Source organism: Serratia sp. K-E0102, from assembly GCF_029962625.1.
Taxonomy (GTDB): domain Bacteria; phylum Pseudomonadota; class Gammaproteobacteria; order Enterobacterales; family Enterobacteriaceae; genus Serratia; species Serratia sarumanii.
Map to the genome: position 1 here is coordinate 4,319,825 of NZ_CP124754.1, position 25,307 is coordinate 4,345,131.

At 61.7% G+C, this 25,307-nt stretch carries 27 protein-coding genes and 1 pseudogene; 17 read left to right on the plus strand and 11 right to left on the minus strand.

Annotated features, from left to right (window positions below):
- Nucleotides 1–475: 475 nt before the first annotated feature.
- Nucleotides 476–1,852 (plus strand): amino acid permease, encoded by a 1,377-nt coding sequence (locus SSARUM2_RS20520; RefSeq protein ID WP_033635929.1) that lies wholly within the window; start codon nucleotides 476–478, stop codon nucleotides 1,850–1,852.
- Between the two features lie 63 nt (nucleotides 1,853–1,915).
- On the opposite strand, the gene SSARUM2_RS20525 is transcribed toward SSARUM2_RS20520, so the two are convergent.
- The 3 genes from SSARUM2_RS20525 to SSARUM2_RS20535 are packed head-to-tail and all read right to left on the minus strand — an operon-like array spanning nucleotide 1,916 to nucleotide 6,488.
- A complete protein-coding gene (locus SSARUM2_RS20525) occupies nucleotides 1,916–3,151 on the minus strand; it encodes a cytochrome c (protein WP_060453167.1) in 1,236 nt (411 codons plus the stop codon).
- The gene (locus SSARUM2_RS20530) at nucleotides 3,148–3,702 is read right to left on the minus strand and encodes a (2Fe-2S)-binding protein (protein ID WP_060439202.1); all 555 of its coding nucleotides are present in this window, start codon (nucleotides 3,700–3,702) and stop codon (nucleotides 3,148–3,150) included. The genes SSARUM2_RS20525 and SSARUM2_RS20530 overlap by 4 nt, the downstream gene beginning before the upstream one ends.
- Nucleotides 3,699–6,488, minus strand: a complete 2,790-nt coding sequence (locus SSARUM2_RS20535; RefSeq protein ID WP_049235390.1) for a molybdopterin cofactor-binding domain-containing protein — start codon at nucleotides 6,486–6,488, stop codon at nucleotides 3,699–3,701. Before SSARUM2_RS20535 ends, SSARUM2_RS20530 begins: the two co-directional genes overlap by 4 nt.
- A 208-nt stretch (nucleotides 6,489–6,696) precedes the next feature.
- Between SSARUM2_RS20535 and SSARUM2_RS20540 the strand changes: the two genes are divergently transcribed.
- Together SSARUM2_RS20540 and SSARUM2_RS20545 are read left to right on the plus strand one after the other, a co-directional pair.
- The gene (locus SSARUM2_RS20540) at nucleotides 6,697–7,281 is read left to right on the plus strand and encodes a nucleotidyltransferase family protein (protein WP_060439203.1); all 585 of its coding nucleotides are present in this window, start codon (nucleotides 6,697–6,699) and stop codon (nucleotides 7,279–7,281) included.
- Nucleotides 7,282–7,289: 8 nt separating this feature from the next.
- Nucleotides 7,290–8,342, plus strand: coding sequence for an XdhC family protein (locus SSARUM2_RS20545; protein WP_049213495.1), 1,053 nt, complete (start codon nucleotides 7,290–7,292; stop codon nucleotides 8,340–8,342).
- On the opposite strand, the gene SSARUM2_RS20550 is transcribed toward SSARUM2_RS20545, so the two are convergent.
- Together SSARUM2_RS20550 and fumA are read right to left on the minus strand one after the other, a co-directional pair.
- A complete protein-coding gene (locus tag SSARUM2_RS20550) occupies nucleotides 8,266–9,132 on the minus strand; it encodes a helix-turn-helix domain-containing protein (protein WP_039567215.1) in 867 nt (288 codons plus the stop codon). The two genes, SSARUM2_RS20545 and SSARUM2_RS20550, sit on opposite strands and share 77 nt — an antisense overlap.
- A gap of 150 nt (nucleotides 9,133–9,282) precedes the next feature.
- Nucleotides 9,283–10,929, minus strand: a complete 1,647-nt coding sequence (gene fumA / locus SSARUM2_RS20555; RefSeq protein ID WP_033649593.1) for a class I fumarate hydratase FumA — start codon at nucleotides 10,927–10,929, stop codon at nucleotides 9,283–9,285.
- A gap of 349 nt (nucleotides 10,930–11,278) precedes the next feature.
- On the opposite strand from fumA, the gene SSARUM2_RS20560 reads away from it, so the two are divergent.
- From SSARUM2_RS20560 to ruvX, 6 genes are all read left to right on the plus strand, one after another.
- Entirely contained in the window at nucleotides 11,279–11,791 is a 513-nt protein-coding gene (locus SSARUM2_RS20560) for a SprT family zinc-dependent metalloprotease (protein ID WP_033649592.1), read from the plus strand.
- Between the two features lie 101 nt (nucleotides 11,792–11,892).
- Nucleotides 11,893–12,588, plus strand: coding sequence for a deoxyribonuclease I (gene endA / locus SSARUM2_RS20565; protein WP_033649591.1), 696 nt, complete (start codon nucleotides 11,893–11,895; stop codon nucleotides 12,586–12,588).
- Nucleotides 12,589–12,657: 69 nt separating this feature from the next.
- On the plus strand, nucleotides 12,658–13,389 hold the full coding sequence (rsmE, locus tag SSARUM2_RS20570; protein ID WP_033649590.1) for a 16S rRNA (uracil(1498)-N(3))-methyltransferase: 732 nt from the start codon (nucleotides 12,658–12,660) through the stop codon (nucleotides 13,387–13,389).
- Nucleotides 13,390–13,399: 10 nt separating this feature from the next.
- Nucleotides 13,400–14,350 carry a glutathione synthase gene (gene gshB, locus SSARUM2_RS20575; protein ID WP_033635939.1) on the plus strand — a complete coding sequence of 317 codons (951 nt, stop codon included), beginning with the start codon at nucleotides 13,400–13,402 and terminating at the stop codon, nucleotides 14,348–14,350.
- A gap of 145 nt (nucleotides 14,351–14,495) precedes the next feature.
- Nucleotides 14,496–15,059, plus strand: coding sequence for a YqgE/AlgH family protein (locus tag SSARUM2_RS20580; protein ID WP_033635940.1), 564 nt, complete (start codon nucleotides 14,496–14,498; stop codon nucleotides 15,057–15,059).
- Nucleotides 15,059–15,481 carry a Holliday junction resolvase RuvX gene (gene ruvX, locus SSARUM2_RS20585; protein ID WP_015379046.1) on the plus strand — a complete coding sequence of 141 codons (423 nt, stop codon included), beginning with the start codon at nucleotides 15,059–15,061 and terminating at the stop codon, nucleotides 15,479–15,481. The genes SSARUM2_RS20580 and ruvX overlap by 1 nt, the downstream gene beginning before the upstream one ends.
- Here ruvX and SSARUM2_RS20590 read toward each other — a convergent pair.
- A complete protein-coding gene (locus SSARUM2_RS20590; protein WP_060439204.1) occupies nucleotides 15,478–16,500 on the minus strand; it encodes a type IV pilus twitching motility protein PilT in 1,023 nt (340 codons plus the stop codon). The two genes, ruvX and SSARUM2_RS20590, sit on opposite strands and share 4 nt — an antisense overlap.
- A 20-nt stretch (nucleotides 16,501–16,520) precedes the next feature.
- Between SSARUM2_RS20590 and SSARUM2_RS20595 the strand changes: the two genes are divergently transcribed.
- The 6 genes from SSARUM2_RS20595 to hemW are packed head-to-tail and all read left to right on the plus strand — an operon-like array spanning nucleotide 16,521 to nucleotide 20,688.
- Nucleotides 16,521–17,228, plus strand: a complete 708-nt coding sequence (locus tag SSARUM2_RS20595; protein ID WP_033649587.1) for a YggS family pyridoxal phosphate-dependent enzyme — start codon at nucleotides 16,521–16,523, stop codon at nucleotides 17,226–17,228.
- A 19-nt stretch (nucleotides 17,229–17,247) separates the two neighbouring features.
- A complete protein-coding gene (gene proC / locus SSARUM2_RS20600) occupies nucleotides 17,248–18,069 on the plus strand; it encodes a pyrroline-5-carboxylate reductase (protein ID WP_033635943.1) in 822 nt (273 codons plus the stop codon).
- A 31-nt stretch (nucleotides 18,070–18,100) separates the two neighbouring features.
- Nucleotides 18,101–18,655 carry a YggT family protein gene (locus tag SSARUM2_RS20605; protein WP_033635944.1) on the plus strand — a complete coding sequence of 185 codons (555 nt, stop codon included), beginning with the start codon at nucleotides 18,101–18,103 and terminating at the stop codon, nucleotides 18,653–18,655.
- Nucleotides 18,652–18,942: a DUF167 family protein YggU gene (gene yggU / locus SSARUM2_RS20610; RefSeq protein ID WP_049235392.1), complete on the plus strand. Its 291-nt coding sequence runs from the start codon at nucleotides 18,652–18,654 to the stop codon at nucleotides 18,940–18,942. Before SSARUM2_RS20605 ends, yggU begins: the two co-directional genes overlap by 4 nt.
- 17 nt (nucleotides 18,943–18,959) lie before the next feature.
- Nucleotides 18,960–19,553 (plus strand): XTP/dITP diphosphatase, encoded by a 594-nt coding sequence (locus tag SSARUM2_RS20615; protein ID WP_033635946.1) that lies wholly within the window; start codon nucleotides 18,960–18,962, stop codon nucleotides 19,551–19,553.
- Entirely contained in the window at nucleotides 19,546–20,688 is a 1,143-nt protein-coding gene (gene hemW / locus SSARUM2_RS20620) for a radical SAM family heme chaperone HemW (RefSeq protein WP_041036677.1), read from the plus strand. The genes SSARUM2_RS20615 and hemW overlap by 8 nt, the downstream gene beginning before the upstream one ends.
- 36 nt (nucleotides 20,689–20,724) lie before the next feature.
- Here hemW and SSARUM2_RS20625 read toward each other — a convergent pair.
- The 5 genes and pseudogenes from SSARUM2_RS20625 to trmB form a co-directional block, all read right to left on the minus strand.
- Nucleotides 20,725–20,811, minus strand: a pseudogene (locus tag SSARUM2_RS20625) (DUF2442 domain-containing protein); the annotation flags it as partial.
- Nucleotides 20,812–20,927: 116 nt separating this feature from the next.
- On the minus strand, nucleotides 20,928–21,650 hold the full coding sequence (locus SSARUM2_RS20630; RefSeq protein WP_041036679.1) for a DUF2884 domain-containing protein: 723 nt from the start codon (nucleotides 21,648–21,650) through the stop codon (nucleotides 20,928–20,930).
- Nucleotides 21,651–21,680: 30 nt separating this feature from the next.
- A complete protein-coding gene (gene glsB, locus SSARUM2_RS20635) occupies nucleotides 21,681–22,604 on the minus strand; it encodes a glutaminase B (RefSeq protein WP_039567907.1) in 924 nt (307 codons plus the stop codon).
- A gap of 95 nt (nucleotides 22,605–22,699) precedes the next feature.
- Nucleotides 22,700–23,026, minus strand: a complete 327-nt coding sequence (locus SSARUM2_RS20640; RefSeq protein WP_025304256.1) for a YggL family protein — start codon at nucleotides 23,024–23,026, stop codon at nucleotides 22,700–22,702.
- Entirely contained in the window at nucleotides 23,026–23,745 is a 720-nt protein-coding gene (trmB, locus tag SSARUM2_RS20645; protein WP_033654659.1) for a tRNA (guanosine(46)-N7)-methyltransferase TrmB, read from the minus strand. The genes SSARUM2_RS20640 and trmB overlap by 1 nt, the downstream gene beginning before the upstream one ends.
- Nucleotides 23,746–23,922: 177 nt before the next feature.
- Between trmB and mutY the strand changes: the two genes are divergently transcribed.
- Together mutY and SSARUM2_RS20655 are read left to right on the plus strand one after the other, a co-directional pair.
- On the plus strand, nucleotides 23,923–25,023 hold the full coding sequence (gene mutY, locus SSARUM2_RS20650; RefSeq protein WP_223182207.1) for an A/G-specific adenine glycosylase: 1,101 nt from the start codon (nucleotides 23,923–23,925) through the stop codon (nucleotides 25,021–25,023).
- Complete coding sequence (locus SSARUM2_RS20655) at nucleotides 25,020–25,292, plus strand: oxidative damage protection protein (RefSeq protein WP_004937404.1); 273 nt, start codon at nucleotides 25,020–25,022, stop codon at nucleotides 25,290–25,292. Before mutY ends, SSARUM2_RS20655 begins: the two co-directional genes overlap by 4 nt.
- Nucleotides 25,293–25,307 lie beyond the last annotated feature (15 nt).

Consider the following 25,307-nt stretch of genomic DNA (forward strand, 5'->3'; position numbering starts at 1 on the left):
GCAAACCGGTAACGCCGTGATGGTATTACCATTTACGCGCCGGGTTGGGGATTTAACTTTTACCAAACCTTACGCAAGGAAGAGTGCAAACTTTTTGCCCAAGTTTTATTGCATGGTTATGACGCTTTAATGAATGGCTATTTGGCGAGCAGCGCAACGGCGATTCGTTCATTATTTGAACGCGCGCTGCCGTTCGGATCTACGTTATTTTTGCGCATTATGTGATTTGTTGCTTATTTCATGCACTGAATCCCTCCCGCCGTCACACAACCCGCATTTTGTTTCCTAAACTGCTGCAATCTTAATCACTCACACGACAAAGCAGGTGCAAACCGACGCGCATAACATTATTCTCTGCCAAACGGTAGCGGCGCCGTGGAATTAATAGCTATAACGCCGTAAATAAAACAAAACACACATCGTAACCACTGCTTTACAGGTATGTGGGCATTCACAACGACAGAGGGTTTGATTGATGGATGGTCAACAGCATGGTGACCAGCTGAAACGCGGCCTGAAAAACCGCCATATTCAGCTCATCGCCTTAGGTGGCGCAATCGGCACCGGGTTATTTCTCGGTATCGCTCAAACAATAAAAATGGCCGGCCCGTCAGTGCTTCTCGGCTACGCCATCGGCGGCTTCATCGCGTTTCTGATCATGCGCCAGCTGGGGGAGATGGTGGTGGAAGAGCCGGTTGCCGGTTCCTTCAGCCACTTCGCCTACAAATACTGGGGCAACTTCGCCGGCTTCGCCTCCGGCTGGAACTACTGGGTGCTGTATGTCCTGGTGGCGATGGCGGAACTGACCGCGGTCGGCATCTACGTGCAGTACTGGTGGCCGGAGATCCCCACCTGGGTTTCTGCCGCGGTATTCTTCCTGGCGATCAACGCCATCAACCTGGCCAACGTCAAAGTTTACGGCGAGATGGAGTTCTGGTTCGCCATCATCAAGGTGGTGGCGATTATCGGCATGATCGTGTTCGGCGCCTACCTGCTGTTCAGCGGCATGGGCGGCCCGGAAGCCACCGTCACCAACCTGTGGGCGCAGGGCGGGTTCTTCCCCAACGGCGTCATGGGCCTGGTGATGGCAATGGCGGTGATCATGTTCTCCTTCGGCGGCCTCGAGCTGGTCGGCATCACCGCCGCCGAAGCCGACGACCCGCAAAAGAGCATTCCGAAAGCCACCAATCAGGTGATCTACCGCATCCTGATCTTCTATATCGGTTCGCTGGCCATTCTGCTGTCGCTGTACCCTTGGGGCAAAGTGGTCGAAGGCGGCAGCCCGTTCGTGCTGATCTTCCACGCGCTGAACAGCAACCTGGTGGCGACCGTGCTGAACATCGTGGTGCTCACCGCCGCGCTGTCGGTGTACAACAGCTGCGTCTACTGCAACAGCCGCATGCTGTACGGCCTGGCGCAGCAGGGCAACGGCCCGAAAAGCCTGCTGAAGGTCGACGGCCGCGGCGTGCCGGTGGTGGCCATCGGCATTTCCGCCCTCGCCACCGCGCTGTGCGTGCTGATTAACTACCTGATCCCGGGCCGCGCCTTCGAACTGTTGATGGCGTTGGTGGTATCGGCGCTGGTGATCAACTGGGCGATGATCAGCCTGGCGCACCTGAAGTTCCGCGCCGCTAAAAATCGCGAAGGTGTGGTGCCGAAGTTCAAAGCCTTCTGGTACCCGTTCAGCAACTACCTGTGCCTGCTGTTCATGGCCGGCATCCTGGTGATCATGTATCTGACGCCGGGCATTCAAATCTCGGTGCTGCTGATCCCGGTGTGGGTGGCGATCCTGGCCGTCGGTTACGCCATCAAACAGCGCAGCCAACGCGTCGACGGCGTCACCAGCCGTTGAACCCCGTGACCGCGCAATAAAATGGCCCGCAGATGCGGGCCATTTTTTTCGCCTGAACGCCGCTTACTTGCGCAGCGCTTTCACCTGTTCGGCGGTGATGTCCGCCGGCAAGCCGCCCCAGGTCACGCGCAGATAATTCACCAGCTCCGCCACGTCGGCATCGCTCAGCCGTTCGCCGAAGCCCGGCATGCTCTGCATGCTTTCGCCGTTCGGGAACTGCTGAGCCGGCAGGCCGTCCAGCACCGACACGATCAGGTTCTTGCCGTCCACCTGGCGCAGCGTGGCGTTATCGCGCATCGCCGGTGCGACGTGCGGTTTGCCCTCGCCTTCGCGCGCGTGGCAGCCGGCGCACTGATCCAGATAGGCCATGCGCCCGGCATCACTGCCCTGGCCCATTTTCACCGGCACAGCCGCCGGCGGCTGCTCGCCCATCAGATACAGCGCCAGCGCCTGATGGTCTTCCGGCGTTAAATGCCGGGTGCTGAGATCCACCACCATGTGCATCTCGCTGAAGGCGGCCCCCTGCGGCGCGAGGCCGGTGCTGAGGAAGCGGCTGACGTCCTGCGGCGTCCAGCCGCGCTGCGCCAGGCCGTGCGGCGTAATGTCCGGCGCCATGAAGCGGCCGAGATCGCCGCCCTGCATCGGCTTGGCGAGATCCATCTGCCCCAGCGCGCCGCGCGGCGTGTGGCATTCGCCACAGTGGCCCAGCACGTCGGCCAGATAGCGGCCGCGCTGCCATTGCGGCGAGCTGCCCTGCGAACTGGCCGGCAGCGGATCCAGGCTGCGGAACAGCAGGTTCCAGCCGATCAGCGCCATGCGCTGGTTGAACGGGAACGGCATCTCGTTGGCCGGAATGGCCACGTCCACCGCCGGGCGCGTCATCAGGTAAGCGTAGATGTCGTCGGCGTCCTGACGTGACATGCCCTTGTACGAGGTGTAAGGCATCGCCGGGTACAGGTGTCGCCCGCCCGGCGCCACGCCCTGCGTCAGCGCCAGGAAGAAGTCGTCCCTGGTCCAGCGCCCGATGCCGTGGTCGGCCGACGGCGTCAGATTGCTGCCGTAAATCGTGCCGAACGGCGTTTCCAGCGGATAGCCGCCGGCCAGCGGCGCCCCGCCGCTGGCGGTATGACAGGCGGCGCAGTCGGCGGCCTGCGCCAGATAGCGGCCGCGGGCGATCTGTTCGGCGCCGGCGGTCACCTGCTGCACCGGGCCGTCGTAACGGCGGTTTTCCCGCCACCACAGCAGCGCAATCACCACGATCGCCACCAGCACAATCAATACTGCGAGACGTTTTTTCATTGCGCCGTCTCCTTCAGCAGGCCCGGCGTTTTCAGCACCACGTCGCGCACCGCTTCGTAGTAACGCACATAGCCGGTGCAGCGGCAGATGTGGCTGTCCAGCGCCTGCTCGATGGCGCTTTCCAACTGCTCACGAACGATAGGCTCACGCTTGAGCTTTTCCACGAAAATGGTGGCGGCGTTGACGAAGCCCGGCGTGCAATAGCCGCACTGGAAGCTGTAGTGCTCCAGAAACGCCTGCTGGATCGGCGACAGTTCAACCACCTCGCCCTGCTCGTCCACCTTGGCGTGGCCTTCGACGGTACGCACTTTCTTGCCGTTGAAGAAATGCGCGCCGGTGATGCAGGTGCGCACCTCTTCACTGGTGCCGCTCGGGTGATCGACGATCGCCACGCAGGCGTGGCAAATGCCCTGCCCGCAGCCGAGGCGCGAGCCGGTCAGGTCAAGGTATTCGTGCAGGAAATCGATCATCATCAGGCCTTCCGGCACCTCGATTGGGCCGTATTGCTTCTGGTTGATGGTCAGGGAGATCGGCTGGGTTTTAATGCTCATTGTAATACCTCACGAATATTTTCTGCACGAACGGGCAAATCACGGAAACGGTGGCCGGTGGCGTCGGCGATGGCGTTGACCAGCGCGGCCACAATCGGGATCATCACCACCTCCGCCATGCCTTTCGGCGGATCGGTTTCCGACAGCGCCGGCAGGATGTCGCCGCTCTGCTTCCACACCGCCACATCGCTGGCGCGGGGCAGGTGGTAACGGTTGAAGTTCCAGGTGCCGTTGCCCGGCCCGTCTTCGTACAGCGGTAAATATTCGTGCAGCGCATGGCCGATCCCCATCGCCAGCCCGCCCTGCAGCTGGCCGGAAACCAGTTCCGGCACGATCAGGTTGCCGCACTCCATGATCGAATGGTGATTCAGCAATTCCACCTGGCCGGTGGCGATATCCACCGCCACTTCCGCCAGCGTGCCAACGGCGCTGTAGTAGGTCACCGCCGCATTGTTGCGCTGGGTTGGCGGGTAGTAGACCTGCTCACGCGCCAGCGGTTTGAATTCGCCGCCGGCGTTGCGCAGCGCCATGCCGTCGATCGGCAGGCGTTCGCTTTTGCCGCTCAGCGTGAAATCGGCCTCCGCCCACTGCCAGCGGTTGAAAACGTGCACCGCCGCGCCGGTGACGCCGCCCATCTGATAAGCCGTCTTGGCCAGCAGCTCGAGGCTCAGCACCGACATGCCCGCCGCCGTCAGGCCGCCTTCGACCCAACGCGCATCTTCACGCCGCACCACCAGCGGCGCCGCCTGGCCGCCGCCGATGCCGGCCTGCCACAGCGCCATCGCCGCCGGCCAGATGCCGTGATCGAAGATCAGGCGCGCCGCTTCGCGGGTGCTGTGCGAGAAGTAATAGGCCGAGTTGCTGGCGCTGGACGGCGAACAGTAGCTCGGCGTCCAGTTAGGGTTGGTTTGCAGCTTGTCCTGCTCCTCCTGCGACATCAGGTAGGGATCGCCGCTGGTGACCATCGGCAGCACCGACCAGTCGGTGACCGAGAAATGCGCTTCGTCGGCCGGTTTGCCCAGCCACTGTGCGCACAGCACCGACTGCGAGGTCGACATGCCGGTACCCATCTCCGCGCCGCTGTGATGCAGCGTGATGCGGCCGTCTTCGCTCAGCTCCACCCGGGCGAACGAGGTTTCCGCCCCGGTGCCGAAGTCTTTCTGCACGCAGCCGAAGCCAACGCCATAGCGCTTGCCGGGATGGCGGCTCTCAAACTCGGCCTTGCGTTCGGCGCGCTTGAGCCACATCTCATGCTTCGCCGCCTTCTCCAGCACTTCATCGGCGCGGATCGCACCGGCCGGGATCGCCCCCTGGGTGTTTTTCATGCCGGATTTCAGCACGTTGCGCAGGCGGAACTCGATCGGGTCGATCTTCAGCTCGGCGGCCAGCTCATCCACCATCATCTCGGTGGCGGCCATGCTCTGCAGCGTGCCATAACCGCGCGCCGAGCCGGCGTCGATGGCGCGTGAGGCCAGCCCGACGGACGACAGATCGCTTTTCGGGAAGTAGTAAATCGACTGCGCGGCGGTCGCGCCGACCATCACCACCGAAGGGGTAAAGTTGCTGCGGCCGCCGCCGTCCGCGGTCATGTCGCCGAGGAACGACTGCATGACGCCGGTCTGCTTATTCACCGCGATGCGGTAATTCATGTCGAACGCGTGGCGCTTCAGCGCCGTCTGGAACTGCTCGAAGCGATCGTTGGCCAGGCGCACCGGGTGGCCGTCGCCGTACATCGCCGCCACCGCGCCGTAATACGGGAAGTTGTAGTGATCTTTCGAGCCGTAGCCCACGGTGTAGCACGGGTGCAGGATCAGCTGTTTCACCGGCGGGTTGCGCTTGGCCAGCATGCGCGGCATCTCGTCGGCCACTTCCTGCGGCGACTGGGTCGGCACCACCAGATGCAGCGTTTGCGTCTCGGCGTCGAACCAGCCGTTGGCGTTGTCCGGCTCCAGCGCCGAGGTGTCGATCGACTGCGTGGTGTAGCGGCGCGACATCACCAGCCAATCGGCCGGCGGATTGGCCATCTCGTCGGCGATCAGGCCCGCATAGCGCATGCCTTCCTGATCCAGCTTGCCGCCCTCGCGCCCTTCCGGCCACACCGGCAGGTGTTTTTTCATCGACACCGGGAAGATCGGCGTGTCCTTCAGGCTGGAGAAGCGATCGTCGTCGAACGGTTGATCGCCCCCCACCCGCACATAGCGGAAGCTGCCCCAGGGATCGCGCTCCAGCGGGCCGGTGACCGCGCCGTATTTGATGGTTTCCTCACGGAATTTCAGCTTGTCCTTGGCGAAGCGGAAACGGGCGAAGTCGTGATAGATCAGTATCGCCACCGCCTGGCCGAGATAGGCCGGGGTTTTGCCGCTCGGCAGCAGCATGTCGTCGCCGTAGAACGCCGGGAAGGCCAGGCCGTCGCGCGCCAGATCTTCCGCCGTCACCAGGCGATCCGGCTGCAGGTCGTCCCCCAGCAGCGACAGATCGACGCCCTCGAACAGCCGGTCGGCTTTAGTGACGCGAAGAATGAAGGCGTGCGCCTGTTTCTGCGGCCAGTGCGGCATGTCCACCGCGCGGATATCGCGCGCGAACACTTTCTGCCCCATGACCTTGGCGCGGCCATCGATACGGAAACGGACGCGTTTGGTCTGCGGATCCCAGTTGGGTGACTGGAGGATTTTTTGCTCGAACAGCGCGGCGTAGGCGCGGCTGTACAGGGGCGCGAGGTACACGGACACCCCCGCAATCACGGCGCCTTTGATAAAGCGGCGCCGCGACGGGTTGAAATTGCTCATAAATAAGTCCTTCACGTCTTTCTTGTAATTGGTTTTTGTTCGCGGTGTTGTTGCGCAAACGCTGACGACCTTGCCGTAGACGTCATAAGCATATGCTTATAACTAAAATTATGTGATGATTAACAGACTGTTTTCAACAAAAAAACATTTACAAAACACAGGTAGTTTGTAGGCTAATAAATAATTTGCGCAAACGCGGACTTCAACCATGACCACGGGCATTGTCATTACCGCCGCCGGACGCGGGGAGCGCTTTATTCAGGCCGGCGGCCGGGGCAACAAACTGAACGCCGGATTTGCCGATGCGGCGGGCGAGCGGCGATCGCTGTTCGAACACACCCTGCGCCAGGCGCTGGCCTCCGGCCTGCCGGTACAGGTGGTGACCCGGCCGGATAATCTGCCGGTGCTGGCCGCCTGCGCCGCCAACCAGGTGCCGGTCACCCTGCTCGCCAGCGCGGGCCTCGGCGACTCGATCGCCGCGGGCGTTGCGGCCACGCCGCACTGGCAGGGCTGGCTGATTCACCTGGCCGATATGCCGTTCGTCGGCGCCGATGTTTTCCGGCAGGTGGCGGATGCCTTACGGCAGCACGCGATCGTGCGCCCCTGCTATGCGCAACAGCCCGGTCATCCGGTCGGCTTTTCCGCTCTATTGCGCAAACCCCTTTGCCAACTGCGCGGCGATAATGGCGCGCGTGAACTGCTGCAAGGCGCGGCAGTGCACCTGCTGCCGCTTGAGCACCCCGGCGTCGTGCAGGATATTGATCTTCCATCGCAACTCCCGGCCAGCGAGTAAATTCACCTATGCAACATCTTGACGTCACCGTGGTCAGCCAGGCGATAAGCTGGCTGCAGCAACAGCCGGTCTGGTTATGTACCGTGCTCAGCACCTACGGCTCTTCGCCGCGCTCGCCGGGCGCGCTGATGGCGGCGACCCGCGACGGCCGCTACAGCGGCTCGCTGTCGGGCGGCTGCGTGGAGGAGGATTTTTTGCGCCGCGTGGCCGCCGGGGAGTATCAGGCGGCCAGCCAGGTGATCCGCTACGGCGAAGGCGGCATGACGCCCAACGTGGCGCTGCCCTGCGGCGGCGTGCTGGACGTGCTGATCGAATACCTGCCGGCGAGTGAAGCCAGCATCGCTTACCTGCGGCGCATCGCCGGCGCGCTGGAAGGGCATCACGCGTTGATCAAACGCCTGACGCTGCCCAACGCCTGCCACAGCCTCGAGCAGAGCCACTTCACCAGCGCCACCCAGGTCGAACGCCGGCTCGAGCAGATCACCCTGCACATCGCGGCCGCGCCGCGCCTGCTGATCGCCGGGCTGTCCAGCGTGGCGCTGTACTGCGCCGATTTCGCCGTGGCGTTGGGGTTTGAGGTGCTGGTGTGCGAGAACCGCCCGGAGGCGCTGGATAACTTTGCCGCCGAGCTGAAACCGGGCGTGACGTTGCTGCGTCAGTTTCCGGCCAAATTCATTGAGGAAGGGGGTTGCCACGCCAATACCGCCGTCGTGGCGCTGACCCACGATCCGCGCATGGACGACCTGACGCTGATGGAAGCGATCCACACCCCGGCGTTTTACATCGGCGCCATGGGCTCGCTCAGAAACAGCGCGCGGCGGCGCCAGCGTTTGCAGCAGATTGCCGAATTCACCCCGCAGGAGCTGGAACGCATCCATGCGCCGATCGGCCTGCCGCTGGGCAGCAAAACCCCGGCGGAGATCGCCCTGGCGGTGATGGCGGCGATCGTGCAGCAAAAAAACCGGCTGCCGGCCGCCGACGGGCTCAATGCAGCGGCACCACCGGCACCAGATGCTGCAACTCCAGATGCAGCTCCTCTTTCCCGCTCAGCGAATAGCTGAACACCGTAATGTCCGGCCCGTCACCGCGGGCCAGCCCCATTTCGGGCAGCACCTGCGTGTAGATTTGAATGATGTGGTCATTGAGCGCCACCGGCTTGCCGGAATAGCGAAAACGGCAAAACTCGCCGTGGATCTCCGGCAACGGCTCCAGCACCACGCCTTCGCGCAGCGGGTATTCCGTCGTCACGCCCAGGGTATAGTCGACCCTGACCCGCTCGCCGTCCGGCACCAGTTGGGTAAACGAATAGGTTTGCATCGGGCGCTCGCCCAATAAGGTATAGAACTGCGCCCGCAGCGCGCTGCGCTGCGGCAGGTGCGACTTGTCCAGCTTCTCGATATCCAGGTGATAAGCGTACTGCTTGCCGTGAAAGGCGTATTGCCCGCTGGCGATGCTGACGCGTTCGACCTGAATATCGCCCGGCTGGCTGGCCGCCAGCGAACGCACCAGATTGCTGAAGTCCTGCTTGCGGGCATGGCGATAGACGCTGGGCGATTCGGCGAAGTGTTTCTTGAAACAGCGCGAGAACGTCTGCTGGTTATCGAATTGGTATTCGACCGAGATATCGAGGATGCTCTTCTGCGTGAAACGCAAGGCGAAGGCGGCAAGATAGAGGCGGCGAGCGCGGATATACGAAGCTAACGATAATCCGGTCTGCTTCTTGAACATGCGCTGCAGATACCATTTCGTATAGCCTGACTTGGCGGAAACGATATCCAACGACAGCGGATTGGTCAGATTATCCTCAATCCAGACCAGCAATTCCTTGATATGACTTTCCTGCGTACTCATGTGCTTGCCGAGCCTTCTGTTGCCGATATTCCATCAGTCGAATTTTAGTGCTGTCCGCGTAGGGTATACAGGTTAAAACTCGCCGTCCAGCAGGCTACAGGACTTTACACAATCCCCTTCACCGCCCGCAGGCGGCGAAGGGGGCCGCGCTTATTTCAGGCAGCTGGAGCACTGACCGGCCTGGATCTTCTGGAAGAAGTCATTGCCTTTGTCATCCACCAGGATAAACGCCGGGAAATCTTCCACCTCGATTTTCCAGATCGCTTCCATGCCCAGCTCAGGGTACTCCACGCACTCCAGGCTCTTGATGCTCTGCTGCGCCAGCACCGCCGCCGGGCCGCCGATGCTGCCGAGATAGAAACCGCCGTGCTTGTGGCAGGCATCCGTTACCTGCTGGCTGCGGTTGCCTTTCGCCAGCATGATCATGCTGCCGCCGTGGGATTGCAGCAGATCGACGTAGGAGTCCATACGCCCGGCGGTGGTTGGCCCCAACGAACCGGACGCGTAGCCTTCCGGCGTTTTGGCCGGGCCGGCGTAGTAGATCGGGTGATCCTTGACGTACTGCGGCAGGCCTTCACCGCGATCCAGGCGTTCTTTCAGCTTGGCGTGCGCGATATCGCGGCCGACGATGATGGTGCCGCTCAGCGACAGCCGGGTGGAAACCGGGTACTGCGACAGCTGTTTGAGGATCTCGGCCATCGGACGGTTGAGATCGACCTTGATCGCCTCGCCCTCCCCGGCCTGGCGCAGCTCCTGAGGAATGAATTTCCCCGGATTGTGCTCCAGTTTTTCCAGCCAGATACCGTCGCGGTTGATTTTGCCTTTGATGTTGCGATCCGCGGAGCAGGAGACGCCCATGCCGACCGGGCACGACGCGCCGTGGCGCGGCAGGCGCACCACTCGGATATCGTGCGCGAAGTATTTGCCGCCGAACTGCGCGCCCAGACCCAGGTTCTGCGCTTCTTGCAGCAATTCCGCTTCAAGTTCCAGATCGCGGAACGCCTGGCCATGCTCGTTGCCTTCGGTCGGCAGACCATCGTAATACTTGGTCGAAGCCAGCTTGACGGTTTTCAGCGTCGCTTCCGCCGAGGTGCCGCCGATGACGAACGCCACGTGGTACGGCGGGCAAGCCGCGGTGCCCAGCGTGCGCATCTTGTCGACCAGGTAATTTTTCAGTTTGCCCGGCGACAGCAGCGCCTTGGTTTCCTGATACAGATAGGTTTTGTTGGCGGAACCGCCTCCCTTGGCGATGCACAGGAACTTATACTCTTCACCGTCCACGCTGTAGAGATCGATCTGCGCCGGCAGGTTGCTGCCGGTGTTGACCTCTTTGTACATATCCAGCGCGGCGTTCTGCGAATAGCGCAAATTCTCTTGGATGTAGGTGTTGTACACCCCGCGCGACAGCGCGGCTTCATCGCCGCCGCCGGTCCAGACGCGCTGGCCCTTTTTGCCGACGATGATCGCCGTGCCGGTGTCCTGGCAGGTCGGTAAAATACCCTTGGCGGCGATTTCTGAGTTACGCAGAAATTGCAGCGCAACGTACTTGTCGTTTTCGCTGGCGTCCGGATCTTTGAGGATATCGGCCACCTGCTGCTGGTGCGCCGGGCGCAGCATGAACGAGGCGTCGTGGAACGCATGCTGGGCAAGCAGGGTTAACGCTTCAGGGGCAACTTTCAGAATTTCCTGGCCTTCAAATTCGCTCACGGAAACGTGGTCGCGGCTCAGCAGGTAGTATTCGGTATCGTCTTTCTTCAGCGGGAACGGATCTTGATAGTGGAACGGTTTATTCGACATTGATCTCTCACTTGCAACATCAGCTGCGTTAAATTCACACTTGCGGCGCACGGCTCGGCGCCTTGTCAAAAAACTGCCTCCACCTTACGTATTTTTAATCAGTCAGTTATTGCGCCAAATCGCAAAATAACCGCTCTTTGCGTAAGGGATTACCACAGGCGGCGTTTCAACCTTGCTCGGTGAGAACTGCGGGTACAGGCTCATCATGCACGCTTTATTATCCCGCAGTTAACACATTGATTACAATCCATCGGCGGCGATCGTCTTATCAATGTGGCGAAAAAGCGCCGGATGCGATTTACGCGGGGCGTATTGTCAGCCGCCGCGCCATTGCTTAAGCTAGGCCGCAATGAACAAACCGAGAATCCCCATCGCGCTGCAACAAGCGGTAATGCGCTGCCTGCGAGAAAAGCTGCAGCTGGCCCGCCGGCATTTTGCCGTCGAGTTCCCCGAACCCAGTATCGCCTATCAGCAACGCGGCACCAGCGCGGGCACCGCCTGGCTGCAAAGCTGGGAAATCCGCCTGAATCCGGTGCTGCTGCTGGAAAACCAACAGCCGTTTATCGATGAAGTGGTGCCGCACGAGTTGGCGCACCTGCTGGTGTTTCGCCAATTCGGCCGGGTGGCGCCGCACGGCCGCGAATGGCGCTGGATGATGGAAAGCGTGCTGCTGACCCCCGCCAGCCGCACCCACCGCTTCGAAACCGCCTCGGTGCAAAGCAAAACCTTCCCCTATCGCTGCGGCTGCGGGCAGCACCAGCTCACCATCCGCCGCCATAATCGCGTGCTGCGCGGCGAAAGCGAATACCGCTGCCGCCGGTGCGGCGAAAAACTGAAATTTCTCGCTAGCGAGAACCTTTAGTTAAACGATTTATACGTTAAAACAAGCAAATATCGCCATTTGCCACTGCCGGCAAGTTCCGTTACCCTGCCTGCTTTTCCAATTTTGAGCTGTTTTGGAATATGCTTCGCAGAATTTTGTTTATCGCGGTTTTCGCCGCAGGCGCCGTACAGGCGCACGGCATCAATAATTTTTCTCAGGCCAAGGCGGCGGCGGCCAAGATTAACCAGGATGCGCCGGGCAGCTTTTACTGCGGCTGCCGCATTGATTGGCAAGGCAAGAAGGGCATCCCGGATCTCGCCGGCTGCGGCTATCAGGTGCGTAAAAACGCCCAGCGCGCGCAGCGCATCGAGTGGGAACACGTGGTGCCGGCCTGGCAGTTCGGCCACCAGCTGCAGTGCTGGCAGGACGGCGGGCGCAAAAACTGCAACAAGGACGCCACCTATCGCCAGATAGAAACCGATCTGCACAACCTGCAGCCGGCGATCGGCGAAGTGAACGGCGACCGCAATAATTTCATGTACAGCCAATGGAACGGCGGCGCCGGCCAGTACGGGCAATGCCCGATGAAGGTGGACTTCAAGAATAAACAGGCGGAGCCGCCCGCCCGCGCCCGCGGCGCCATCGCCCGCACCTACTTCTACATGCGCGATCGCTACCAGCTGCGGCTGTCACGCCAGCAAACCCAGCTGTTCGAGGTGTGGAACCGGCAATATCCGGTGAGCCAATGGGAATGTCAGCGTGAAGCACGTATCGCCAAGGTGCAGGGCAACCACAACCCCTATATTCAACAGGCTTGTCAGCAGCGGAAAAGCTAACCTACTATAGCCTTTATCTTTCATGGCGCCGCCAACCCACGGCGCCGTTTCGTCAGGATCAGACTACCCATGCGCATACCCCGCATTTACCATCCGCAGCCGTTGACCGATCGGGCGGAGATCGCCCTCAGCGAGGACGCCGCCAACCACGTCGGCCGCGTGCTGCGCATGAGCGCCGGCCAGGCGCTGCAGCTGTTCGACGGCAGCAACCAGGTGTTCGACGCCGAGATAGTCCGGGTGGACAAAAAGAGCGTGCTGGTGCGCCTCAGCGACGGCCGCGTGGACGACATCGAATCGCCGCTCAACCTGCATCTGGGCCAGGTGATCTCGCGCGGCGAGAAGATGGAGTTCACCATCCAGAAATCCATCGAGCTGGGCGTCAACGTCATTACCCCACTGTTTTCCGAGCGCTGCGGCGTCAAACTGGACGGCGAGCGTCTGGCGAAGAAAATCCAGCAATGGCAAAAGATCGCCATCGCCGCCTGCGAACAGTGCGGCCGCAACCGCATTCCCGAAATCCGCGAGGCGATGTCGCTGGAAGCCTGGTGCGCCGAACAAGACGGCAGCCTGAAGCTCAACCTGCATCCGCGCGCCAGCCACAGCATCAACACCCTGCCGCAGCCGGTAGACCGCGTCCGCCTGCTGATCGGCCCGGAAGGCGGTTTGTCCGCCGACGAAATCGCCATGACCACCGGCCACGGATTTACTGATATTCTGTTGGGGCCACGCGTGCTGCGTACCGAAACCACAGCGCTCACCGCCATTACCGCTCTGCAGGTCCGCTTCGGCGACCTGGGTTAAAGGAGAAAAGATGATTAAGCTCGGCATCGTGATGGATCCTATCGATTCCATCAACATCAAGAAAGACACCAGCTTCGCCATGCTGCTCGAAGCGCAGCGCCGCGGTTACGAATTGCACTACATGGAGATGAACGATCTCTATCTGCACGCCGGTGACGGGCGCGCCCGCACCCGCCTGCTGAGCGTGAAGGAAGACAAGGAGAACTGGTTCAGCTTCGGCAGCGAGCAGGATCTGGCGCTGCACGATCTGGACGTGATCCTGATGCGCAAGGATCCGCCGTTCGATACCGAATACATCTACGCGACCTACATTCTGGAGCGCGCCGAGGTCAAAGGCACGCTGGTGGTCAACAAGCCGCAGAGCCTGCGCGACTGCAACGAGAAGCTGTTCACCGCCTGGTTCCCTGAGCTGACGCCGGACACGCTGGTCAGCCGCAGCGCCGCGCACATCCGCAAATTCCACCAGCAGCACGGCGACATCATCCTGAAGCCGCTGGACGGCATGGGCGGCGCGTCTATCTTCCGCGTGAAGCAGGACGATCCCAACCTGTCGGTGATCATCGAAACCCTGACCGAACACGGCAGCCGTTTCTGCATGGCGCAGAACTTCCTGCCGGCGATCAAGGACGGCGACAAACGCATCCTGGTCGTCGACGGCGAGCCGGTGCCTTACTGCCTGGCGCGCATTCCGGCGCAGGGTGAGACCCGCGGCAACCTGGCGGCCGGCGGCCGTGGCGAAGCGCGCCCGCTGAGCGAGAGCGACTGGAAAATCGCCCGCACCGTCGCCCCGACGCTGAAAGAGAAAGGGCTGATCTTCGTCGGCCTGGACGTGATCGGCGATCGCCTGACCGAAATCAACGTGACCAGCCCAACCTGCGCGCGCGAAATTGAGGCGGCATTCCCGATCTCGATTACCGGCATGCTGATGGACGCGATTGAAAAGCGCCTGGCGGCGAAGTAATGCGCCATGCGGGCGGCCTGCCGCCCGCTATCCTGCATCGCGCCCGCCAAAGCACGCCTTTGCACGCGGCTTGAAAGGCGGCGGGTATAGCCGCATACTGGCGGCTGTTTATTTTCTCACCCATTGATTACCTTATACTAACGCCATGAATTTACAGCACCATTTTCTGATCGCCATGCCCACCCTGCAGGATCCTCGCTTCAAGCGCTCGGTGATTTACGTCTGCGAGCACAACGAAGAAGGCGCCATGGGTTTGGTGATCAATAAACCGGTGGAGCAGTTCACGGTAGCCACGGTACTGAGCAAGCTGAAGATCATGCCGCCTGCGCGCGATCCGGCCATCAGCCTGGACAAGCCGGTGTTCGCCGGCGGCCCGCTGGCGGACGATCGAGGGTTTATCCTGCATACGCCGCGCCACGGCTTCGGTGCCAGCATTCAAATTTCCCCCAACACCATGATCACCACCTCGAAAGACGTGCTGGAAACGCTCGGCACCCCGGAACAACCGGACGACGTGCTGGTGGCGCTGGGTTATGCAGGTTGGGAAAAGGGCCAGCTGGAGCAGGAGGTGTTGGAGAACGCCTGGCTGACCATCGAGGCCAACACCGACATTCTGTTCCGCACGCCGATCGCCAGCCGTTGGCGCGAGGCGGGGAACCTTCTGGGTATCGACATTCGCAGCATCGCCAACCACGCAGGACACGCCTGATGAGCAACCGCACCATTATCGCCTTCGACTTCGGCACCAAAAGCATCGGCGCGGCCGTCGGCCAGGAGTTGACCGGCAGCGCCCGCGCCCTACCGGCCTTCAAAGCGCAGGACGGCTCGCCGGACTGGCTGAAAATCGAAAAGCTGCTGAAGGAGTGGCAGCCGGATCTGGTGGTGGTCGGCCTGCCGCTGAACATGGACGGCACCGAACAACCCGTGACCGCCCAGGCGCGCAAGTTCGCCAACCGCCTGCACGGCCGCTTCGGCATCCAAATCGATCTGCATGACGAGCGCCTGAGCACCGTGGAAGCGCGCGCCAACCTGTTCGATCGCGGCGGCTTCCGCGCGCTCGACAAAGGCAGCGTGGATTCCGCCTCTGCGGTGGTGATCCTCGAAAGCTGGTTCGAACGGCAGCTGGGTTAACCCTCCGTTCCCTCCCCCGCACACTCCCCCAACACGCCGGCGTCGATCCGCTGCTGCAAACCTTGCTCAAAGGTTTGCATGCCGGACTGCGCGCCGGTTTGCAACACGCTCGCCAACTGGTGGGTTTTCCCTTCGCGGATCAGGTTGCTGACCGCCGCCGTCGCCGTCAGCACCTCAAAGATCGCCACTCGCCCACCGCCGGGCCGCCTCATCAGCTTTTGCGCGATCACCGCCTGCAGGCTGCCGGCCAGCTGGGCGCGCACATAGGGTTTCTCTTCCGTCGGAAACACGTCCACCAGCCGTTCCACCGCCTGCGGCGCGCTGCGGGTGTGCAACGTCGCCAGCACCAGATGGCCGGTCTCCGCCGCGGTGAGCGCCAGCCGGATGGTGGCGATATCGCGCAGCTCACCCAGCAGGATCACATCCGGATCTTCGCGCAGCGCGGCGCGCAACGCCGCATCGAAGCTGTGGCTGTCGCGGCCGATCTCCCGCTGCTGGATCAGCGAACGCCGGCTGCGGTGCAGGAATTCGATCGGATCCTCCAGCGTCAAAATGTGCCGCGGCTGGTGCCGGTTGATCTCGTCGATCATCGCCGCCAGCGTGGTGGACTTGCCGCTGCCGGTGGCGCCGGTGACCAGGAGAAGCCCGTCGTCGCGCCGCAGCAGCGCCGGGACGATGGCCGGCGCCGCCAGCTCGGCAAGCGAGGGCGCCTGCCCGGCGATGCGCCGCAATGCGAGAGACATCCCCGCGCTTTGCTGAAAAACGTTGGCCCGCAGCCGCTCCCCGCCCGGCCGGTGCAGCGCCAGATCGACCTGCCCCAGCCGCCGCAGGCTCTCGCGCTGCTGCGCATTCAGCAATCCGTCGCAGAGGGCCTGCACGCCTTGCGCCGTCAGCGTTGGCGCCGCCGCCAGCGGCTGCAGTTCACCGTCGATGCGCAACATCGGCGGATGGCCGGCACAAAGGTGCAGATCGGAAGCATTATGCTTTACACTAAGGGCCACGAATTCATCGATATCCATATCACTCTCCCGGGTCAATAATGAGCACTATCCAACAGAACCTGCAGGATGTCAGAAACCGCATCGCGGCCGCCGCGCAAAACTGCGCGCGGGCGCCAGAAGAAGTTGCCCTGCTTGCAGTCAGCAAAACCAAACCTGTGGCGGCGATCGAAGAAGCCATTGCCGCCGGCCAGCGCGCCTTCGGCGAGAACTACGTGCAGGAAGGGGTAGACAAGATCCGGCATTTCGCCGAGTCGCCGCAGGGCGGCGAGCTGGTGTGGCACTTTATCGGCCCGCTGCAATCCAATAAGAGTCGGCTGGTGGCGGAACACTTCGCCTGGTGCCACACCGTAGATCGGCTGCGCATCGCCCAGCGCCTGAGCGATCAGCGCCCGGCCGGCATGCCGCCGCTCAACGTGCTGATTCAAATCAACATCAGCGACGAGCAAAGCAAATCCGGCATCGCGTTAAGCGAACTGCCAGCGCTGGCCGAAGCGATCGCTGCGCTGCCGAACCTGACGCTGCGCGGCCTGATGGCCATCCCGGCGCCGGAAGCGGATTATCAGCGGCAGCTGGCGGTATTCAACCAGATGAACGACGCCTTTCTCGCCCTGCGTCAGCGTTATCCGCAGGCCGATACGCTGTCGATGGGCATGACGGACGATATGGCGGCAGCGATCGCCGCTGGCAGCACCCTGGTGCGCATCGGCACCGCAATTTTTGGCGCCCGCGACTACTCGCAGGCCTGACAAACAGACGAGGGATTTGATGCAACATCGCAAGATTACCTTTATCGGCGCCGGCAACATGGCGCGTGCAATCATCGCCGGCCTGGTGGCGGGCGGCTATCCGGCCAAATCCATCAGCGTCTGCGCCCCTTCGGCGAAAAACCGCGATGCGCTGGCGGCGGACTATGGCATCGTCAGCAGCGGCGACAACGTCGCCTGCGCGCGCGCGGCCGAAGTAGTGGTGCTGGCGGTCAAACCGCAGATGATGGCCGACGTTTGCCAACCGCTGCGCGAGCAGGTCGATTTCAGCGGCAAACTGGTGCTGTCGATCGCCGCCGGTATTCAGGTCAGCCGTTTCTATCAGCTGCTCGGCGACAAGCTGGACATCGTGCGCATCATGCCCAACACCCCGTCGTTGGTCGGCAAGGGCATGAGCGGGTTGTACGCGCCGGCGCAGGTCAGCCAGCAGGATCGCGACTACACCGGCGATTTAATGGCGTCGGTCGGTAAAGTTTGCTGGGTCGATGACGAAAATGGCATCAACGGCGTGATCGCCGCCGCGGGCAGCGCCCCGGCCTATTTCTTCCTGTTTATGGAGGCGATGCAAAAAGAGGCCGAACGTATGGGCTTCGACAGCCAGACCGCGCGCGATCTGGTGCAGCAGGCCGCTTCCGGCGCCGCCGCGCTGGTGGAAGCCAACCCGGATACGCCGCTGGGCACGCTGCGCGAGCAGGTGACCTCCAAAGGTGGCACCACCGCCGAAGCGCTGCGGGTGTTCAATGAACGCCAGCTGCCGGAAACCGTGGCGCAAGCGATGCAGGCCGCCGTTTCCCGCGCGCAAGAGATGGAAAAATTATTTTAAATAACCATGAGTTAAGGAGAAGGACCACTTCATGCTAACGCTGACTTTCCTGGTCAAGACCGTTATTGATCTGTACGTGATGGTGCTGTTGCTGCGCATTTGGATGCAGTGGACACGCACCGATTTTTACAACCCGTTCTCGCAGTTTGTGGTGAAGATCACCCAGCCGGTGGTCGGCCCGCTGCGCCGCATCATCCCGTCGCTGGGGCCCATCGACAGCGCTTCACTGCTGCTGGCGTTCCTGCTGATGACCATCAAGTACCCACTGCTGCTGCTGATCCAGGGCGGCGCGATGTCGCTCAGCCCCTATAACCTGCTGTTCGGCCTGATCTCGCTGGTGAAGTCTGCCGGCTACCTGATCTTCTGGGTGATGATCATTCGTGCGCTGATGAGTTGGATAAGCCAGGGCCGCAGCCCGATCGACTATGTAATGTACCAGCTCACCGAACCCTTGATGGCGCCGATCCGTCGCATCATCCCGGCGATGGGCGGCATCGACTTTTCCGCCATGGTGGTGATCCTGATCCTCTATCTGATCAATTACCTGGGCATGGATCTGTTCGGCGAGATCTGGTTCCTGCTGTGAGTGCAGTCACTCCGGTGCTGGACGGGCTGGCGATCAGGCTATATATTCAGCCGAAAGCCAGCCGCGACCAAATTATCGGCTTGTATGGCGACGAACTGAAAGTCGCCATCACCGCCCCGCCGGTCGACGGCCAAGCCAACGCCCATCTGATCAAGTTTATCGCCAAGCAGTTCAAAGTGGCGAAAAGCAGCGTCACCATCGAGAAAGGCGAACTGGGGCGGCATAAACAGTTACGCATCGTGAATCCGCAACAGATCCCCGCCGTGGTCGCGGCGCTCATCGAATAATTTTCAAGGTAGTCATTATGCAAAAAGTCGTTCTTGCCACCGGTAACCCGGGCAAAGTGCGCGAACTCGCCGACCTGTTGGCCGATTTCGGCCTGGACGTGGTCGCGCAAACCGATCTGGGCGTGGAATCCGCCGAAGAGACCGGCCTGACGTTTATCGAAAACGCCATCCTGAAAGCGCGCCATGCGGCACAGGTTACCGGCCTGCCGGCGATCGCCGACGACTCCGGCCTGGCGGTAGACGCGCTGGGAGGCGCGCCGGGCATCTACTCCGCGCGCTACGCCGGTGAAGACGCCGACGATCGGCAGAACCTCGACAAGCTGCTGGCGGCGCTGAAAGATGTGGCGCCGGGCCGGCGCGGCGCGCAATTCCACTGCGTGCTGGTCTATCTGCGCCATGCGCAGGATCCGACGCCGCTGGTGTTCCACGGCAGCTGGGCCGGCGAAATCACCGAGCAGGCCGCCGGCGAAGGCGGTTTCGGTTACGATCCTGTCTTCTACGTGCCGGAGCTGGGCCGCACCGCCGCCGAGCTGAGCCGCGACGAGAAGCGGGCGATTTCGCACCGCGGCAAGGCGTTGAAGCTGATGTTGGAAGCCATGCGCAATGCTTAAGCTGCCCCCGCTGAGTCTCTACATCCACATCCCGTGGTGCGTGCAGAAATGCCCGTACTGCGACTTCAACTCCCATGCGCTGAAGGGTGACGTGCCGCATCAGGAGTATGTCGATCATCTGTTGGCGGATCTGGATGCCGACCTGCCGCTGGCCGGCGGCCGGGAGATAAGCACCATCTTCATCGGCGGCGGCACCCCCAGCCTGCTGAGCGCCGAGGCGATGCAAGCCTTGCTGGACGGCGTGCGGGCGCGCATTCGCGTCGCCGACGACGCCGAAATCACCATGGAGGCCAACCCCGGCACCGTGGAGGCCGATCGCTTCAGCGGCTACCAGTGCGCCGGCGTCAACCGCATCTCCATTGGGGTGCAAAGCTTCAGCGCCGAGAAGCTGACCCGCTTAGGGCGCATCCACGGCCCGGAAGAGGCCAAGCGCGCGGCGACGCTGGCGACCGGCCTCGGCCTACGCAGCTTCAACCTCGATCTGATGCACGGCCTGCCGGATCAGTCGCTGGAAGAGGCGCTGGACGATCTGCGCCAGGCTATCGCCCTCAATCCGCCGCACCTGTCGTGGTATCAGCTGACCATCGAACCGAACACCCTGTTCAGCTCGCGCCCGCCGGTCTTGCCGGACGACGACGCGCTGTGGGACATCTTCGAACGCGGCCACCAGCTGCTGAGCGCCGCCGGCTATCAGCAGTATGAAACCTCGGCCTACGCCAAACCGGGCTACCAATGCCAGCACAACCTCAACTACTGGCGCTTCGGCGACTATCTGGGGATCGGCTGCGGCGCGCACGGCAAGGTGACCTTCAGCGACGGGCGCATTCTGCGCACCGCCAAGACCAAGCACCCGCGCGGCTTTATGCGCGGCGACTACATGGACAAGCAGCATGAGGTGGCGGCGGCGGATCGGCCGTTCGAATTCTTCATGAACCGCTTCCGCCTGCTGGAAGCCGCGCCGCGCGCCGACTTCGTCAACTACACCGGGCTGGCGGAAAGCGTCATTCGCCCGCAGCTGGACGAAGCGCTGGCCAAAGGCTATCTGGAAGAAACCGCGGAGCACTGGCAGATCACCGAGAAGGGCAAACTGTTCCTCAACTCGCTGCTGGAACTGTTCCTCGCGGACGACGAGTAAAAAAAAGCGCTGAATAATCAGCGCTTTTTTTCATGTTCAGGCGGCATTATGAGGGCGATGCGTCACGTCGCCACGCCCCTTCAGCAATCCCTCAACGGAAACATCCTCGTCCAACGCGTCCCAAAGCTGACGCGTTTAGCCGTACTCATGCCAAGCCTCCAAAACAATGCCTGATAGGTATCAACCAGGATTTCGCTTCAGCCTCAGCGTCTCTGATATGGATATGCGATATCTATCCGTTACTTCAACGCCTTCAGCAGATCCATGCGCTGGGTTTCCAGTGCGGTGACGCGGTTGCAAACGTCGCGGCCGAAGTTCTGGAAGTCCTGCTCCTGGTTGTTCCATTCGTTCTGGATCGCCTTCTGCAAGCCGCCCAGGTTGCCCATGATCGCCTGTAGCGGGTTGCCGCCGCTGTTGGCGGCCTGTTTGACGCCCATCTCGTTCAGGCTGTCCTGCAGCACGCCGCCCATGCTCTGCTGCACGATGTTGCGGCCGTCCTGTTCCACCTGGTCAATCGCCTTGTGGTGGAAGGTCAGGCCGTCGCTGCGGTGTTCGATGATGCGGTTCATCTGCTGTTTCAGCTGGCCGTTCAGGGTGGTCAGCCGGTTGCGCACGTTGCTGTTGCTGCCCAGCTCTTTGACGATCACCTTATCCAGAGACGAGCGGGCTTTCTCCAGGTGCTGCTGCGCGCCGTCGTCGATCCACGGCAACTGCTTGCGCAGCGCGCTCTGGTAACTGAAGGCTTTCTGCCGCTGGCTGTCGTTCAGGCTCAGCGCCTGGCCGTTGCGGATCACGTCGCCATCCGGCGAAATTTGCAGGTCGCCGCTGGCGCCTTTCACCTGCACGCTCTGCGGGCTGATGATCACATCATCCTGGGGTTTAACGCTGCATTGGTACTCGGCGTGGGCCTGCGCGGCAGTCGCCGCCAGCAGCAGTAAGGCTAACCCGGTTTTCTTCAACATAGCTTCTCCTGACTCCCATCCAGATTGGGATTAAAAAATCGAACGACCGATACGTTGAGACAACAGTTCCAGCGCCGCAGTTCCCGCCAGCGAGTTGCCGGAAGCATCCAGCTCCGGCGACCAGACGACGATCGACAACTCATCCGGTACGATGGCCACGATGCCGCCGCCCACGCCGGACTTGCCCGGCATCCCCACCCGATAGGCGAATTCGCCGGCGCCGTCGTACATGCCGCTGGTCATCATCAGAGCATTGATCTGCCGGGCCTGCAGCGGGCTGATCACCGCCTCGCCGCTGAGATCGCGGCCGCGATTGGCCAGATAGACGAAGCTGCGCGCCAGCTCCACGCAGCTCATGCGCAACGCGCAGTAGTGGAAATAGGTTTGCAGGACGGTGATCACGTCGTTCTCGAAGTTGCCGAACGACTTCATCAGATAGGCGATGGCCGCATTGCGATCGGAGTGTTCGAACTCGGAGCGCGCCACCCGCAGGTCATAGGCCAGGTCGTCTTCGCCGGCCAGCTGGCGCACCACCTCCAGCATCCGCTGTTTGGGGGCGCTGAGCCGGGTTTGCAGCATGTCGCACACCACCAGCGCGCCGGGGTTGATAAACGGATTGCGCGGTTTGCCCTGTTCCATCTCCAGCTGCAGCAGCGAGTTGAACGGCAGGCCGGAAGGCTCTTTGCCGACGCGCCGCCAGATCTCAGGCTCCTGATAGCGCGTCAGCGCCAGCGTCAGGCTCAGCACCTTGGAGATCGACTGAATGGAGAAGCGCTCCGCGGCGTCGCCGGCCTGGAACAGTTCGCCGTCCACCGTGCAGACGGCGATCGCCAGCCGATCGGCGGGCACTTCCGCCAACGCAGGGATGTAGTCGGCCACTTTCCCCTGGCCAATCAGCGGGCGCACCTGTTGCAGGATCTCCTCCAGCAACGCGTTATCCAATGTTGTTACCACCTCGGTCACACTCCGGGCAAAACAAAGGCGCCGTTAAGGCACCTTAGATCAATAAAACGGCGCGGCGCGAAGCCGCGCTCATCGGGCAAGCGCGATCAATCCCACCAGATATCGAACAGATCGCTGACCTTAACGTCGCTCAGTTTGCGCGCTTCCAGCCAGTTTTTCACCAGCTCGCGATGCTCGTCGGTGCAGTGACCGATCTTCTGCAGGCAGATCAGACCTTCCCACTGCAGGTAGCCGCTGCCGTCAAACGCCAGGCCGTTCGGCTCGATCACTTCATCGATGAAGGTATCCAGCGTGCTGTCGATGTCTTCCACCGACGTGCCTTCGGCGAAGCGCCAGGCTACGGAGAACCCCAGCTCCTGAAATTCTTCAATGTGCAACTTTTTACGTAAACGACGACTGCGGTTCTTAGCCATTATTCTTTCCTCTCAAACATCAAGTCCCAAACGCCATGTCCCAGGCGCTGGCCGCGTAATTCAAATTTCGTCAGTGGGCGCGAATCCGGACGCGGCACGTAATCATTATCGCTGGAAAGATTACGGTAGCCTGCGACCCCGTTCATAACCTCTAACATATGTTCCGCATAAGGTTGCCAATCGGTGGCCATGTGGAAGACGCCGCCGGTCTTCAGCTTGCGCAGCACCAATTCGACAAACGGCGTTTGCACGATGCGGCGCTTGTTGTGACGCGCCTTGTGCCACGGATCGGGGAAGAACAGCTGCACCATGTCCAGCGAGCCGTCCGGGATCATGTTTTCCAGCACCTCAACCGCGTCGTGGCACATCACGCGCAGGTTGCTCAGCTTCGCCTCGTGGGCGTCGGCCAGGCAGGCGCCCACGCCCGGCGAGTGCACCTCAATCCCTAAAAAGTTCTGCTGCGGGTTGTTGCCCGCCATGGTCACCAGCGAGGCGCCCATGCCAAAACCGATCTCCAGCACCGTCGGCGCGTCGCGGCCGAACAGCGCGGCGAGATCGACAGCGTCAGCCTGATACTCCACGCCCATCACCGGCCAATAGTTCTCCAGCGCGTGCTGCTGGCCTTTGGTCAGCCGCCCCTGGCGGCGGACAAAACTGCGGATACGGCGCATCGCGCGGCCGTTCTCATCAAATTCCGGGGAGATGACGTCATTAATCATAGTGCTTTCTGTCTGTTTGGCTGCCAATTAGGGAAACGCGCATTATGCAAAGATACATTGGTTTAGCAAGTGTTCATCTTCTGTACCCGCCGTGCGGCGTCGGAAAGTTCCGGTTTACAGCACCATGACTCTATGCTGCAATCTCGCTTCATTTTCTGCCGGATAACGACGCTGCTCATGATGCAAGCACAACAATTCGCACAGGTGGTGCTTGACTGGTATCAGCGCTACGGCCGCAAGACCCTGCCGTGGCAGCTGGAGAAAACCGCCTATCAAGTATGGCTCTCCGAGGTGATGTTGCAACAGACCCAGGTTGCCACCGTCATTCCTTATTTTCAGCGCTTTATGGCCCGTTTTCCCAACGTGCGCGCGCTGGCGGAGGCCCCGCTGGACGAAGTGCTGCATCTGTGGACCGGCCTCGGCTATTACGCCCGCGCCCGCAACCTGCACAAGGCGGCACAAACCATTGTCGCACAGCACGGCGGCGAGTTCCCGACAACCTTCGCAGAAATCGCCGATTTACCGGGCGTCGGCCGCTCTACCGCCGGCGCGGTGCTGTCGTTGGCGCTGGGCCAACACTATCCGATCCTCGACGGCAACGTGAAGCGCGTGCTGGCCCGCTGCTACGCGGTGGAGGGCTGGCCGGGCAAGAAAGAGGTCGAAAACCGGCTGTGGAAAATCAGCGAAGAGGTCACCCCGGCGCAGGGCGTCGGCCAGTTCAACCAGGCGATGATGGATCTGGGCGCCATGGTCTGCACCCGCTCCAAGCCCAAGTGTGAACTCTGCCCGCTCAACGTCGGCTGCCTGTCTTACGCCAATCACAGCTGGGCCAACTACCCCGGCAAAAAACCCAAACAGACCCTGCCGGAAAAAACCGCCTACTTCTTATTGCTGCAGCACGGCGAGCGCGTGTGGCTGGAACAGCGCCCGGCGGTGGGGCTGTGGGGCGGTCTGTTCTGCTTCCCGCAGTTCAGCGCGCGCGTCGATTTGGAACTCTGGCTGCAGCAGCGCGGTCTGAAAGGCAAGCGCCTGGAACAGCTGACCGCGTTTCGCCACACGTTCAGCCATTTCCACCTCGATATCGTGCCGATGTGGCTGTCGCTCGACGCGGCGGGCAGCGGCATGGATGAGGGCGCGGGTCTCTGGTATAACTTAGCGCAGCCGCCGTCGGTCGGGCTGGCGGCGCCGGTAGACCGTCTGTTGCAACAGTTGGCGAAGCAGCCCCCGATCCAACAAAACTTATATGGCGATAGCGCCATCGATGAGGAATTAGCATGAGCCGCACCATTTTTTGTACTTTCCTGCAGCGCGACGCCGAAGGCCAGGACTTCCAGCTTTATCCCGGCGACGTCGGCAAGCGCATCTACAACGAGATCTCCAAGGAAGCCTGGGGCGAGTGGATGAAGAAGCAGACCATGCTGATCAACGAGAAGAAGCTGAACATGATGAACGTGGACGACCGCAAGCTGCTGGAAGAGGAAATGATCAAGTTCCTGTTCGAAGGGCACGACGTGCACATCGAAGGCTATACGCCGCCGAGCGAATAACGCTGTTGGGGCCAG